Below are 12775 nucleotides of genomic sequence, written 5' to 3'. Positions count from 1 at the left end.
GCCGGTGGCTCGCCACCGGCCGTACCGCGGACGGGTCAATCCAGGCTGTCGAGATAGGCCTGGGTGAAGCTCGGCTCGAAGCGCAGCTTCACGTTGCCCTCGTCGCCGAACACGCCCTGGGGCGTTTCGATGCCGACCACGCCGGCGTCGGGCGCCATGTCGCCGAGAAGACCTTTTTCGAAACTGAACTCGGCGACGCGTTGCATGGTATCGAGCAGTTCTTGGCTCTCCAGCAGGGCGATGGCCTCGGCCGGGTCGGTATAGAGGCGGGTGGCGTCGAGCTGTTCCTGGTAACCGGCGAGATCGGTACCGGCGGCCTCGGCCATCTGAGTGAGTGCGGCTTCGTCACCGTCGGCCATCAATCCCATGACCTCGTACCAGGCGCCTACCAGGGCGTGGCCCAGCTCGGGATTGGCGGCCAGAGTGTCCGTATTGACGACCATCAGGTCGAGGATCTCACCGGGGATCTGGCTCGAGTCGAAGACCAGGTTGCTGTCTTCCACCTGGGTGACGGTGGACAGCTGCGGGTTCCAGGTCACCACGGCATCGATGTTGTCGCGGCTCGCGTACAGGCTGGCGATGTCCGCATCGCCGGTGTTGATGGTCGTGACATCACGCTCGCTGAGGCCGATGCTTTCCAGCGCCCGGGCCAGCAGGTAGTGGGAGACGCTGAACTGCACCAGGTTGACCTCGCGCCCGGCGATCTCCTCGAGGCTGTCGGCATTCTTGAGCACCACCCCGTCATTGCCATCGGAATAGTCGCCGACGATCAGGGCGGTGGAGTCGACGCCGCTGGCGGCGGGAAGGGTCAGGGCATCCATGTTGGTCATGGCGCAGCCGTCGACGTTGCCTGAGGTGAACTGGTTGATCGACTCGACGTAGTCGTTGACCTGGATGACCTCGATGTCGATGTCATACCTGTCCGCCCAGCGGTCGACGATGCCTGACGTACCGGCATAGCCCCAGGGCATCCAGCCGGCATAGATCGACCAGCAGACGCTGAACTGGTCGCGCTCCTGAGCCTGGAGAGGGGTGCTGGCCAGTGTCGATACCAGCAGGGCGGTCGAGACGGTGGCGGCGAGGGTGAGTCGCTTGGACGCGACGAATTGGGATACAGGATGGGATGGGCGTGTCATGACGGCCTCCATGGGCTCGGGGATTCGGGGGGGCATCGGCGCAGCCTGCTGCACCTCTCCTCCCGGGCTTTTCCCCCGCCGTGTAACCTTGCCTCTGCGAGCGTTGTCCCTGACGAGAAGACGCCTTGCAGATGCCGGGTCGACGGCTCTCGGACCTGGCGTTGCATCAGGGGCGTACGCGATGCAACCGGAACCCTAGCCGTCCATTGGAAACCAGATTGTGTGGCAGCCTGGGCTGCCGATACCCCGTGTCACCCTACACATAGCAAACACCCGGCCAGTTGGAAAAAAAGCCAATGGGGTCATGGCCTTTCCTGGGCCATGTCTCGGCAAGGCCTTGTCCTCGCCAGGCCGGGAAGCACTGTTCTGGTGAGTCATGAACGCCATGGCGTCAAAAGGGTGCGTGACTCAGGGGCGGCAGGCCATCACAGCGGCGTCTTGCTCGTCTCGCCGGGGATCTCACGCACCAGCCGCGGCATCAGGAAGCCCGGCAGCACCTCCCTCAGGCCCGCGACCAGCTCGCGGGCCTTTGCATCGGACACGTCGAAGTGCGCGGCGCCGGCCACCGGGTCGAGCACGTGGAGGTAGTAGGGCAGGATGCCCGCCTCGAACAGGCGTTCGGAGAGCGCGGCCAGGGTCTCGATGTCATCGTTGACGCCTTGCAGCAGCACGCTCTGGTTGAGCAGCGCCACGCCCGCCGCCTTGAGCCTCTCGCAGGCGGCCACCACGGCTTCGTCGATCTCGTGGGCATGGTTGATGTGCAGCACCATCACCTTCTGCAGCCGCGTGGAACCGAGCCAGCCGAGCAGGGTGTCGTCGATGCGGTCGGGAATCACCACCGGCAGGCGCGTGTGCAGGCGCAGGCGCCTGATGTGCGGGATCGCCTCGAGCCGCTCGACGAGCCAGGCCAGTTGACGGTCGTTGGCCGCCAGGGGGTCGCCGCCGGAGAGGATGGCCTCCCGGATCGTGGTGTCACGGCGGATGTGCTCGAGGCTCTCGTCCCACTGAGCCCTCGAGGGGGCATTCTCCTCGTAGGGGAAGTGCCGGCGAAAGCAGTAGCGGCAGTTCACGGCGCAGGCGGGGCTCGCGATCAGCAGCACTCGCCCGGCGTACTTGTGGATCAGCCCCGGGGCCGGGGTGTGCTCGACCTCGGCCAGTGGGTCGGCCACGTAGCCGGGCGTGGGCAGGGCCTCTTCGCCCAGCGGCAGGACCTGGCGCAGCAGCGGGTCCGCCCGGTCACCGGGGCGGATACGGGCCAGGTAGGCCTCGGGGACCCGCACCTCGAAGAGGGCGTGGCCGGCTTCGGCCCCGCCATGCAAGGCCTCATCCAGGCCCAGGCGGCGGCAAAGTTCGAGGGGATCGCGGATCGCCCTGGCCAGCTGGGTCTGCCAGCGAGCCTGCATGGGCAGGGGCTTCGTCTCCCTGTCGGGGCGCTGCAAAAGGGCGCTGCTTCGGGTTATCATGCGGCACACCAGTCAATGCGAACGGGGGGCAAGCCCCCGTGACACTTCATCTGCTTGCGCGCGCCGCCGGCCAGTGCCGGGGGCGCGCTCGAATATGGGTAAGCGATCATGGCGAACTATTCTACCAATGAATTCAAGGGCGGTCTGAAGGTGATGCTGGACGGTGACCCGTGCAGCATCGTCGAGAACGAACTCGTCAAGCCGGGCAAGGGGCAGGCCTTCAACCGCGTCAAGCTGCGCAACCTGATGACCGGCCGGGTCCTGGAGCACACCTTCAAGTCCGGTGACTCCCTGGAAGCCGCCGACGTGCTCGAGCTCGAGATGGAGTACCTCTATACCGACGGCGACATGTGGTACTTCATGAAGACCGATGGCTCCTTCGAGCAGTACGCCGTGGAGAAGAAGGCACTGGGCGACACCGGGAAGTGGCTAAAGGAGCAGGTTCCCTACACCGTGACCCTCTGGAACGACAACGTCATCAACGTCACCCCACCGAACTTCATCGAGCTCGAGGTGACCGAGACCGACCCGGGCCTCAAGGGTGATACCGCCCAGGGCGGTTCCAAGCCGGCGACCCTTTCCTCCGGCGCCGTGGTTCGCGTGCCGCTGTTCATCAACGAGGGCGAGGTGCTGAAGGTGGATACACGCAGCGGCGAGTACGTCTCCCGCGCGTGAGGTGTGGCCCTTCCTGCGCTCGCTCGGAGAGGGCCATAGCTTGGTTGATACTGTTACAGGGCCACGCCAGCGGCGTGGCCTTGTCGGTTCTGGAGGTTGGTACATGACAGACGACTGGCGTCCCACCGCCGAGATCGCGACCCTGCGGGAACGGGCGCGGCTGATCGCCGAGGTGCGGGCCTTCTTCGCCGAGCGCGAGGTGCTGGAGGTGGAGACCCCGGTGCTCGGCCACGGGGGCAGCACCGAGGTGCACCTCGCCTCCCTCTCGACCGAGGCGACCACCCCGGCGGGGCGTGAACGGCTCTGGCTGCAGACCTCCCCGGAGTTAGCCATGAAGCGCCTGCTGGCCGCCGGCAGCGGGCCGATCTTCCAGCTGGCCAGAAGCTTCCGCGACGACGAGGTGGGCCGGCGCCACAACCTCGAGTTCACCATGCTGGAGTGGTATCGCCCCGGCCTCGGCCTCGACGAGCTGATCGACGAGACCGCCGCGCTGGTGGGGCGGGTGCTCGGCCATGACCCACGGCCGCTTCGGCGGCGCCGCTATCGCGAGCTCTTCCGAGAGGTGCTGGGCATCGACCCCTTCACGACGTCGCTTGCGACCCTGCGTCGACTGGCCGGCGAGACCGGCGGGCTTGAGATGGTTGACAGCGACCGAGACGGCTGCCTGGACCTGCTGATGAGCCTCGCCATCGAACCCGGCCTGGGACGCGACGGGCTCGACGTGGTGGTCGACTATCCGGCCAGCCAGGCCGCCCTGGCGCGGCGCCATCGCGACCCGGAGGACGGCGAGTGGGTGGCCTCACGCTTCGAGCTCTACCGGGAGGGGCTCGAGCTCGCCAACGGCTACGACGAGCTCACCGATGCCGCGGAGCAGCGCGCGCGGTTCTCGGCGGACAATACCGCCCGGCGCGCCTTGGGGCTCGCCGAGGTGGCGGTGGATGAGCGCCTGCTGGCGGCGCTGGAGGCTGGCCTGCCCGAAGGCAGCGGCGTGGCGCTGGGGCTCGACCGGCTGATCCAGCTGGCGCTGGGCAGGGAGAGCGTGGCGGAGGTGATGGCCTTCGCCACGCCGCGCTGTTAATTATCCCCGGCAACATCGTTCGGGGCTGATCCTGGCCCCGTCGCCTCTCTCTATACGGGCGATCTATGCGCTATGCGGGCGATGCGGGAGTGTCAGCCCCGAGCGTCTGCCCCATCTGCACCTTGGCGCCCAGGGTTAGGTCGTCACTGAAGGTGACCGGTTCGGCGAAGGCCATCACCACGGTGGAGCCGAGCTTGAAGCGCCCCATCTCCTCGCCCTTCTCCAGGCGCACCGGGGTGTCGAAGCGGACGCGCTGCACCTCGCCGGAGAGCGGCGTGACCTGCCCGGCCCACACGGTCTCGATGGCGGCGACGATCATCGCCCCCACCAGTACCATCGCCATGGGTCCCTGTTCGGTGTCGAAGTGACACACCAGCCGCTCGTTGCGGGCGAAGAGGTTGGGCACATGATGGGTCGTGGCGGCATTCACCGAGAAGAGGCGACCGGGCACATAGACCATCTCGGTCAGGGTGCCTGCCATCGGCATGTGCACTCGGTGGTAGTCACTCGGCGAAAGGTAGACGGTGGCGAAGGCGCCCCCCAGATAGCGGTGTGCCGCCTCGCCGTCGCCGCCAAGCAGTTCCATGGTGGAGAAGTAATGGCCCTTGGCCTGGAGCAGCTGGCCGGCTTCGATGGGGCCGAACTGCGAGAGGGTGCCGTCGGCAGGGGAGACCACGCCCTCGCCGATGGGGCGGGCGTCGTCTTCCAGGGCGCGGGTGAAGAAGTCGTTGAAGCTCGCGTAGGCCGTCGGGTCGGATTCGGCGGCCTCGTCCATGTCGACGCGGAACTGCCGGATGAAGGCCTGCACGAGGGCATTCTTCAGCCAGGGTAACCGGCAGTCGGCGAGCCACCCCACCAGCCGCGAGAGCAGGTGATGGGGCAGGGGGTACTGGATGAGGGCAAAGAGTCGGGCGAGTGACAAGGGCAGTATTCCGTCTGTGTGTCGTGAAGGGCGGCCAGGCGAGATGGCACGACCGGCCGGGGTTACACCACTAGGTCTCGATGGGCGTGTCATCGCGGTTGCCCCACTCCTTCCAGGAGCCGGCGTAGCCGCGGATTTTCTCGAAGCCCAGCGCCTTGCCCACCAGCCAGGTGAAGCCGCTGCGATGGTGGCTCTGGCAGTGGGTGACCACTTCCATGTCCGGGGTCAGGCCTAGGGCCTCGAGCTCGGTGATGAGCTCGGCATAGTCGCGGATGCGCAGGCCATTCTCACGGTCCATGGCATCGGTCCACTCCATGTTGACCGCCCCGGGCATGTGGCCCAGGCGCCGGTTGTTGCCCTTCTCGCCATCGTACTCGCCACGGGAGCGGGCATCCCAGACCGCGAATCCCTTCTCGTCCAGGCGCTCCTGGAGCTCCAGGCGATCGATGGCGACCTCGGGATGGAGGATCTCGGCCACGTAGTCGCTGGGGCTCGGGGCCTGGGTATCGGTGGAGACGGGAAGGCCGTCTTCGCGCCAGGCGTGGATGCCCCCGTTGAGGTAGGAGTAGCGAGTATGGCCGATCAGCTCCAGGGTCCACAGCAGGCGGCCGGCCCAGCCGCCGCCCTCATCATCGTAAGCCACCACATGGGTGTCGCGGGTCAGACCGAGGGACGAGAACAGTTGGGAGAGCGCCTCGACCGAGGGCACCTCGTTGGGCACCTCACCCTCGCCGCACATCAGCAGGCGATGATCAAGGAAGAGGGCACCGGGCACGTGTCCCTCGTGATGGCTCTCGGCCTTGAGTGGCACGTCGACGACCAGCAGCGACGGGTCGTCGAGCCAGGCGGCAAGCTGATCGGGCTCGATGATCAGCGGGAGCAGGTTGTCTTCGGAACTCATGGCAGGCTCTCCTTGATGTTGGCCTTGATATTGGCTCCTGGATTCAGGTGTCCTCGAGAGTCTCGAGTATGCGTCGGTAGCTGGCAAAGCGTTCGGGATGGATCTCGCCCCGCTCCACGGCCGCCAGCAGGGCACAGCCCGGCTCCTGGCGATGGCGGCAGTCCCGGAAGCGGCAGCGGCCCAGCAAGTCGCGGAACTCGATGAAGCCCTCGGTGACCTGCTGTTCATCCAGATGGGTCAGGCCGAACTCACGGATCCCTGGCGAATCGATCAGCTCACCACCGTCGGCCTCTGGATGATCTCCGGCTTCGGGATCCGGCAGGGCGTAGAGGCGAGCGGTAGTGGTGGTATGGGTTCCCTTGCGCGAGTCCTTTGACAGAGCCCCGATGCGAAGTTCTTCGTCGGGCAGCAGGCGGTCGATCAGTGACGACTTGCCCACGCCGCTCTGGCCGACGAACACCGAGGTGCGACCCGCCAGCCGGGCGTGCAAGGCCGAGAGGCCGTCTTCCCGCTCGGTGGTGGTGGTCACCACCGGATAACCCAGTGCCTCGTAGCGCTCCAGCAGTGCTCTCAGCTCGCCTCCGCGCTCCGGCAGCAGATCGGTCTTGTTGAGCACCAGTACCGGCGCGATACCGGTGGCCTCGGCGGCCACCAGGTAGCGGTCGATCAGGTTGGCGTGGGGCGCCGGCTCCACCGCGAAGACGATCAGGATCTGGTCGATGTTGGCGGCCACCGGCTTCAACTGGCCGCGCGCGTCGGGACGCTCCAGGACGCTGTCACGCTCGCCCCGGGCCACCACCACGCCGTCACGGGCGTCGTGAGCGGCGCGCCAGATCACCCGGTCGCCGGTGACCAGTCCCTCGAGGTTGGCGCGCAGGTGGCAGCGCACGGCATCACCCCCACCCTCGGGTCGCACATCCAGGGTGCGACCGAAGTGGGCGGTCACGCGGCCGTTCTGTTCCGGCCCATACTCTCCGGCGGCCAGCTTCTCGCTGTCCCGGGAGCCGCGCCGGTCGGCGCGACGGGCGCGTTCGGCCTGGACCTTCTCGATGCGCCAGCGCTGCTGGCGGCTCAACTTGCGTTTGCTCATGGGGGCCCCAAGCTCGCTACAATGGGGAGGCATTGTACTCACCCAGGCCGTCCGCTGTCGCCGGCCGACGCCCCGCAAGGAACCTCCATGACCGAGCATGCCACGCCAGACACCCCGGACCGGCAGGAGCCGCGCCGCCATCGCCTCATCTGGATCGACCTGGAGATGACCGGGCTCGATCCCCATCGGGAGCGCATCATCGAGATCGCCACCCTCGTCACCGACGGGGATCTCAATACCATCGCGGAGGGGCCGGTGATCGCGGTGCACCAGCCCGATGAACTGCTCGCGGCCATGGACGACTGGAACACCCGGACCCACGGGGACTCGGGGCTGGTGCAGCGGGTCAAGGAGAGCCGGGTCGATACCGCCGTGGCCGAGCAGCGCACCCTCGAGTTCCTGGCGGCCCATGTCGAGGCAGGTGCCTCCCCGATGTGTGGCAACAGCATCCATCAGGATCGCCGATTCCTAGAGCGGGAGATGCCCGAACTGCTGGCCTTCTTCCACTACCGCAACCTGGATGTCTCCACCCTGAAGGAACTGGCGAAGCGCTGGAACCCGAGCGCCCTGGCGGGCTTCCAGAAGCGCAACGTGCACCTCGCCATGGACGATATCCGCGAGTCCATCGCCGAACTCGCCCATTATCGCACTACCTTCCTCAAGACGGCCTACCCGCGAGACGACGCGGAGTAATAGCCCTTCGGGCCAGAGCCGGATGCTGAGAGGCAGCGTCCGCGCAGGCAAGCTGAGGTCAGGAATGAGCGGCGCCGGTCAAGCCGCGTTCACCCTCGCCAGGCTCAGGCGTTGGCGATCCGTTGGCGGCCCTTTTCTCGTTGGCGGTCCAGCGCCCAGCGGACGTGCTCGCGGACCAGGTCGGAAGGGTAGGGCAGGCGGGCCATAAGGGCGGCCTCCACGGCACGGCTCCAGGGGGCGTTGCCGAGCCCCACGGCCAGGTTGCGCAGCCAGCGCTCGTAGCCGATGCGGCGGATCGGGTTGCCGGCGGTCTTCTCCAGGAACTCCTCCTCCCCCCAGGCGAACAGCGAGACGAGGCTGGCTCGGTCCAGGTCGTGACGGGGGGCGAAGTCCGCCTCCCGGCTGACCCGGGTGAAGCGGGTGAAGGGACAGACCAGCTGGCAGTCGTCGCAGCCGAACACCCGATTGCCCATGGCCTCGCGGTAGCGCTCCGGGATGGCACCGAAGAGCTCGATGGTGAGATACGAGATGCAGGCCCGGGCATCGACCACCCGGTCCTCGACGATGGCGCCGGTGGGGCAGGCCGTGCGGCAGGCGCTGCAGCTGCCGCAGTGATCCTCCTCGAAGGGCTCATCCACCGGCAGCGGCAGGTCGGTGTAGAGCTCGCCGAGGAAGAACAGCGAACCGGCCCGCGGGTTCAGCAGCATGGCATTCTTGCCGAACCAGCCGAGGCCGGCCTTGCGGGCCAGGGCGCGCTCCATCACCGGTGCGGAGTCCACGAAGGCGCGATAGCCGAAGGGGCCGACCTCGGCCTCGATCCACCTGGCCAGTGTCGCCAAACGCTTGCGCATCAGCTTGTGATAATCGCGCCCGGTCGCGTAGCGGGAGACATAGGCCAGCGAGGGTCGGCCGAGCACCTTCGTCGTCTCCACCTCGGCGGGCAGATAGTCCAGGCGCACGCTGATTACCCGACGGGTGCCGGACACCAGCTCCGCCGGGCGGGTGCGCTTGGTGCCATGCTTGGCCATGAACCCCATCTCGCCGTGGTGGCCGGCCTCCAGCCAGGCATCGAGATGCGCCTCGTCCTCGGCGAGGTCGACGTCGGTGATGCCCAGCTGCTGGAAGCCGAGCTCCCGCCCCCAGGTCTTGATCCTCGCGGCGAGGCCGGTCATGTCGGGTCCGTCACCCGTGGGGGGCACTGCGGTCATGATCGAGAAAACACCATGCAGATCGGCCCCGTGACTTGGCGTGGGGCGCAGAGAATTTACACTCGATATGGTAAAGCATCCCGAACGAGGAGACACCGGATGACTCGGTTGGCTGAACACAAAGCGCCCTGGCTGCGACCGCTCTACCGGGCCGAGCAGGTTCGCGAGCTCGACCGTCGCACCATTGCCGCCGGGTTCGAGGGCTTCGCCCTGATGCAGTGCGCGGCCGCGGCCGCCTGGCAGGACCTCAGGGCGCGCTGGCCGGCCGTGCAGTCGCTGACTGTGCTCTGTGGCGGCGGCAACAACGGTGGCGACGGCCATGTGCTGGCGGCGCTGGCCGCCGCCGAGGGAGTCGCCGTGCAGCGCATCCTGCTCAAGCCGGTGGAGGAGCTCTCCGGTGACGCCCGTCTCGCCGCGGACATGGCAGCGGCCGCCGGAGTAGGCAGCACCGCCTGGCGGCCGGGGCTCTCCCTGAAGGGCGAGCTCATCGTCGATGCCCTGCTGGGGACCGGGCTCGGCGGCGAGGTGCGCGGCGACATCCGTGAGGCGATCGAAGCCGTCAATGCCAGTGGCCTGCCGGTGCTGGCCATCGACATCCCCTCGGGACTGCATGCCGATACCGGGGCGGTGCTCGGAGTGGCGATCCGGGCGACGCGCACCGTGACCTTCATCGGCGACAAGCTGGGGCTCTATACCGGCGCGGCTTCGGCCCATGTCGGCGAACTGGCGTTCCGGGCCCTCGAGGTGAACGCCGAGGCCGAGGGAGACCTTGTCCCCGCGGCACGCCTGCTGGATGCCGGGCTGATCGCGGCGTGGTTGCCGCCCCGGCCACGCGATGTCCACAAGGGCGACTGTGGCCATGCCCTGGTGCTCGGCGGGGCTCCAGGCTTCGGCGGAGCGGCCCTGCTCGCCGCCGAGGCCTGCGCGAGGCTCGGGGCCGGCAAGGTGAGCCTGGCCACCGCGCCCGAGCACGTCACCGCGAGCCTGGTTCGCCGTCCCGAGGTGATGGTCCACGGCGTTCGCGGCGCGGGAGATCTCGGCATGCTGCCGGGTCATGCCGATGTGCTGGTGGTCGGTCCAGGCCTGGGGCAGGGCAGCTGGGGGCAGGGCATGCTGCAGGCGGCCCTGAGCGCCTCCAGGCCCCTGATCATGGATGCCGACGCGCTCAACCTGCTGGCCTCGCACTTCAGTGGTGGGCGTCGTGACGACTGGATACTCACCCCACACCCCGGCGAGGCGGCCCGTCTGCTCGGGTGCTCTGCTCGCGAGGTGGAGGCTGATCGGCCCGCCGCGGCCCTTGCCCTGCAGCGTCGCTTCGGCGGCGTGGTGGTGCTCAAGGGCGCCGGCTCCCTGGTCGCAGGCCCCGAGGGGCTCGCCGTCTGTCCCTACGGCAACCCGGGCATGGCCAGCGGGGGCATGGGGGATGCGCTGTCCGGCATCCTGGGTGCCCTGCTGGCCCAGGGCATCTCCCTCGAACCGGCGGCTCGGCTGGGGGTGCTTGTGCATGCCCTGGCCGCCGACATGGCGGCCAGCAGGGGCGGCGAGCGTGGCCTGCTGGCCGGCGATCTGGCATCCTGTGCTCGTATTCTGGTCAACCCTACGATGGGCGAGGACGATGCAACTGCGACTCGATGACGAAGATCGCCAGGTCGCCTTCGGCGAATGCCTGGGGCGGGCCCTCGAGGGCCACGGTCGCGTGCACCTCACCGGCGGGCTCGGCGCCGGCAAGACGACCCTCACGCGCGGCATCTTGCGCGCCTGCGGGCACCGCGGCGCGGTCAAGAGCCCGACCTACACCCTGGTGGAGCCCTATGAGCTGGAGGGGGTTCGGGTGCATCATTTCGACCTGTATCGCCTCGGCGATCCGGAGGAGCTGGAGTTCATCGGCGGTCGCGACCTGCTCGCCGAGGAGGCGCTCTGCGTGATCGAGTGGCCGGAGCGGGGCGAGGGCTGGCTGCCCGCTCCGGATCTGGAAGTGGTGCTGCGTATGGCCGACAGCGGCCGCGACGCCACCCTCGAGGCGCACAGCGCCCATGGTCGGGCGGTACTCGACCGGCTGGCGGCGATGCCCGAGATGGCGGGTTGTCTCGTGGACAGGGAAGGTGAAACGGCGCAATGAGACACATGAAATCGGCAAGGCGGCTGCTGGCCGGGCTCTGCGTGCTGGGGCTTTTTCTGGCCGCCAGCCTGGCTCAGGCCGCCAGCGTCGACAATCTTCGCCTATGGGCGGCGCCCGACCATGCGCGCCTGGTCTTCGACCTATCCTCGCCGGCCCGGGCCAATGTCTTCAGCCTCGACAATCCTCGCCGCCTGGTGATCGATCTCGACGACAGCCGGCTCAATACCCGCGTCGACGCACTCGACCTGGAGGGCAGTGCCATCAGCACGCTGCGCACCGGCGTGCGCAACGGCACCGGCCTGAGGGTGGTGCTGGAACTCGAGCGGGAGATCGCCCCCCGTCATTTTACCCTGGCGCCCAACGAGCAGTACGGCCACCGCCTGGTGGTGGACCTGGAATATCCCGGCGAGAGTGCCGTGGAGGATCCCATCGACCCCATCGAGTCGATGATTCGCGAGCAGGAGATCGCTGCCGAGCGCGCGCGCAGCGAGGCGGTGGCCGAGGGCCGCAACCCGGCCGATGTCGCCGCGCCCGACGTGCTCGAGCCCGCCTCGCCGCACCCCCGCCGCGATATCATCATCGCCATCGACGCCGGCCACGGCGGTGAGGACCCCGGCGCGATCGGCCCTTCGGGTACCCGCGAGAAGGATATCGTGCTGGAGATGTCCAAGCGCCTCGCCCGGGTGGTCAATGCAGCGGAAGGGTTCCGCGCGGTGATGATCCGTGACGGCGACTACTATGTCGGGCTGCGCCAGCGCACGCGTATCGCCCGGGAGCAGAAGGCCGACTTCTTCGTGTCGATCCATGCCGACGCCTTCAATAGCCCGCGGCCCAATGGCAGTTCCGTCTATGCGTTGTCCCAGCGCGGGGCCACCTCCGAGACCGCCCAGTGGCTGGCCGCCAGCGAGAACCAGGCCGACCTGATCGGTGGCGTCGACGGCAGCCTGTCGCTGGACGACAAGGACGAGGTGCTGCGCGGTGTGCTGCTCGACCTGACCATGACTGCGACCCTCAACGATTCCTTGACCATCGGTGGCCAGGTGCTGGACCAACTGGGGCGGGTCAATCGGCTGCACAAGTCGCGGGTGGAGCAGGCCGGCTTCATGGTGCTCAAGTCGCCGGACATCCCCTCGCTGCTGGTCGAGACAGGCTTCATCTCCAATCCCGGTGAGGAGAGCCGGCTGCGCGACGGGAGCTATCAGCAGAAGATGGTCGACGCCATCTTCGGCGGCATACGCGGCCATTTTCAGCGCAATCCGCCGCTGGCGAGCCTGCTGGCCTGGCAGCGTGACCGCAACCGCAGCACCGCGGGCAATGAGTATCGCATCCAGCCCGGCGACACCCTCTCGGAGATCGCTGCCCGTCACGGCGTTCCGGTGGCCCAGATCAAGCGGGCCAACGAGCTCAACGGCGACGTGATCCGGGTCGGGCAGGTACTGCGCATCCCCCGTTCGTGATACCGGATTCCCCCATCGCGTTTCCCAGCCCCC

General features: G+C 68.0%; 12 protein-coding genes and 1 riboswitch. Of the genes, 6 read left to right on the top strand and 6 right to left on the bottom strand.

All coding sequences use genetic code 11. From position 1 onward, the window contains the following. Positions 1-35: 35 nt before the first annotated feature. Positions 36-1136, bottom strand: a complete 1101-nt coding sequence (locus ABE960_RS00420; RefSeq protein WP_349760244.1) for a putative urea ABC transporter substrate-binding protein — start codon at positions 1134-1136, stop codon at positions 36-38. 57 nt (positions 1137-1193) lie between these two features. Next, positions 1194-1346, bottom strand: a riboswitch (guanidine-I (ykkC/yxkD leader). Between the two features lie 215 nt (positions 1347-1561). Further along, entirely contained in the window at positions 1562-2599 is a 1038-nt protein-coding gene (gene epmB, locus ABE960_RS00415) for an EF-P beta-lysylation protein EpmB (protein ID WP_349760243.1), read from the bottom strand. A gap of 108 nt (positions 2600-2707) precedes the next feature. On the opposite strand from epmB, the gene efp reads away from it, so the two are divergent. Beyond that, positions 2708-3274 carry an elongation factor P gene (gene efp / locus ABE960_RS00410; RefSeq protein WP_071942041.1) on the top strand — a complete coding sequence of 189 codons (567 nt, stop codon included), beginning with the start codon at positions 2708-2710 and terminating at the stop codon, positions 3272-3274. A gap of 103 nt (positions 3275-3377) precedes the next feature. Continuing rightward, a complete protein-coding gene (epmA, locus tag ABE960_RS00405; protein WP_349760242.1) occupies positions 3378-4352 on the top strand; it encodes an EF-P lysine aminoacylase EpmA in 975 nt (324 codons plus the stop codon). Positions 4353-4422: 70 nt separating this feature from the next. Here the strand turns inward: epmA and asd are convergent, their stop codons facing one another. From asd to rsgA, 3 genes are all read right to left on the bottom strand, one after another. After that, positions 4423-5274: an archaetidylserine decarboxylase gene (gene asd, locus ABE960_RS00400; RefSeq protein WP_349760241.1), complete on the bottom strand. Its 852-nt coding sequence runs from the start codon at positions 5272-5274 to the stop codon at positions 4423-4425. 70 nt (positions 5275-5344) lie between these two features. Continuing rightward, entirely contained in the window at positions 5345-6175 is an 831-nt protein-coding gene (locus ABE960_RS00395) for a sulfurtransferase (protein ID WP_349760240.1), read from the bottom strand. A gap of 43 nt (positions 6176-6218) precedes the next feature. After that, on the bottom strand, positions 6219-7265 hold the full coding sequence (rsgA, locus tag ABE960_RS00390; RefSeq protein ID WP_349760239.1) for a small ribosomal subunit biogenesis GTPase RsgA: 1047 nt from the start codon (positions 7263-7265) through the stop codon (positions 6219-6221). An 87-nt stretch (positions 7266-7352) separates the two neighbouring features. On the opposite strand from rsgA, the gene orn reads away from it, so the two are divergent. Beyond that, positions 7353-7958 carry an oligoribonuclease gene (gene orn, locus ABE960_RS00385; protein WP_349760238.1) on the top strand — a complete coding sequence of 202 codons (606 nt, stop codon included), beginning with the start codon at positions 7353-7355 and terminating at the stop codon, positions 7956-7958. A gap of 104 nt (positions 7959-8062) precedes the next feature. Here orn and queG read toward each other — a convergent pair whose 3' ends face one another. Next, complete coding sequence (gene queG, locus ABE960_RS00380; protein WP_349760237.1) at positions 8063-9166, bottom strand: tRNA epoxyqueuosine(34) reductase QueG; 1104 nt, start codon at positions 9164-9166, stop codon at positions 8063-8065. Between the two features lie 108 nt (positions 9167-9274). Here queG and ABE960_RS00375 point away from each other — a divergent pair, with 108 nt between their 5' ends. From ABE960_RS00375 to ABE960_RS00365, 3 genes are read left to right on the top strand one after another with little or no spacing between them, the layout of a single operon-like run. Further along, entirely contained in the window at positions 9275-10801 is a 1527-nt protein-coding gene (locus tag ABE960_RS00375; RefSeq protein ID WP_432765320.1) for an NAD(P)H-hydrate dehydratase, read from the top strand. Next, a complete protein-coding gene (tsaE, locus tag ABE960_RS00370; RefSeq protein ID WP_349760235.1) occupies positions 10782-11285 on the top strand; it encodes a tRNA (adenosine(37)-N6)-threonylcarbamoyltransferase complex ATPase subunit type 1 TsaE in 504 nt (167 codons plus the stop codon). The genes ABE960_RS00375 and tsaE overlap by 20 nt, the downstream gene beginning before the upstream one ends. Further along, on the top strand, positions 11282-12742 hold the full coding sequence (locus ABE960_RS00365; RefSeq protein WP_432765319.1) for an N-acetylmuramoyl-L-alanine amidase: 1461 nt from the start codon (positions 11282-11284) through the stop codon (positions 12740-12742). The genes tsaE and ABE960_RS00365 overlap by 4 nt, the downstream gene beginning before the upstream one ends. The last annotated feature ends 33 nt before the right edge of the window (positions 12743-12775 follow it).

This window comes from Halomonas aquatica (assembly GCF_040196335.1).
GTDB classification, from domain to species: domain Bacteria; phylum Pseudomonadota; class Gammaproteobacteria; order Pseudomonadales; family Halomonadaceae; genus Halomonas; species Halomonas aquatica.
This window is presented reverse-complemented; position numbering and strand designations above follow the sequence as displayed.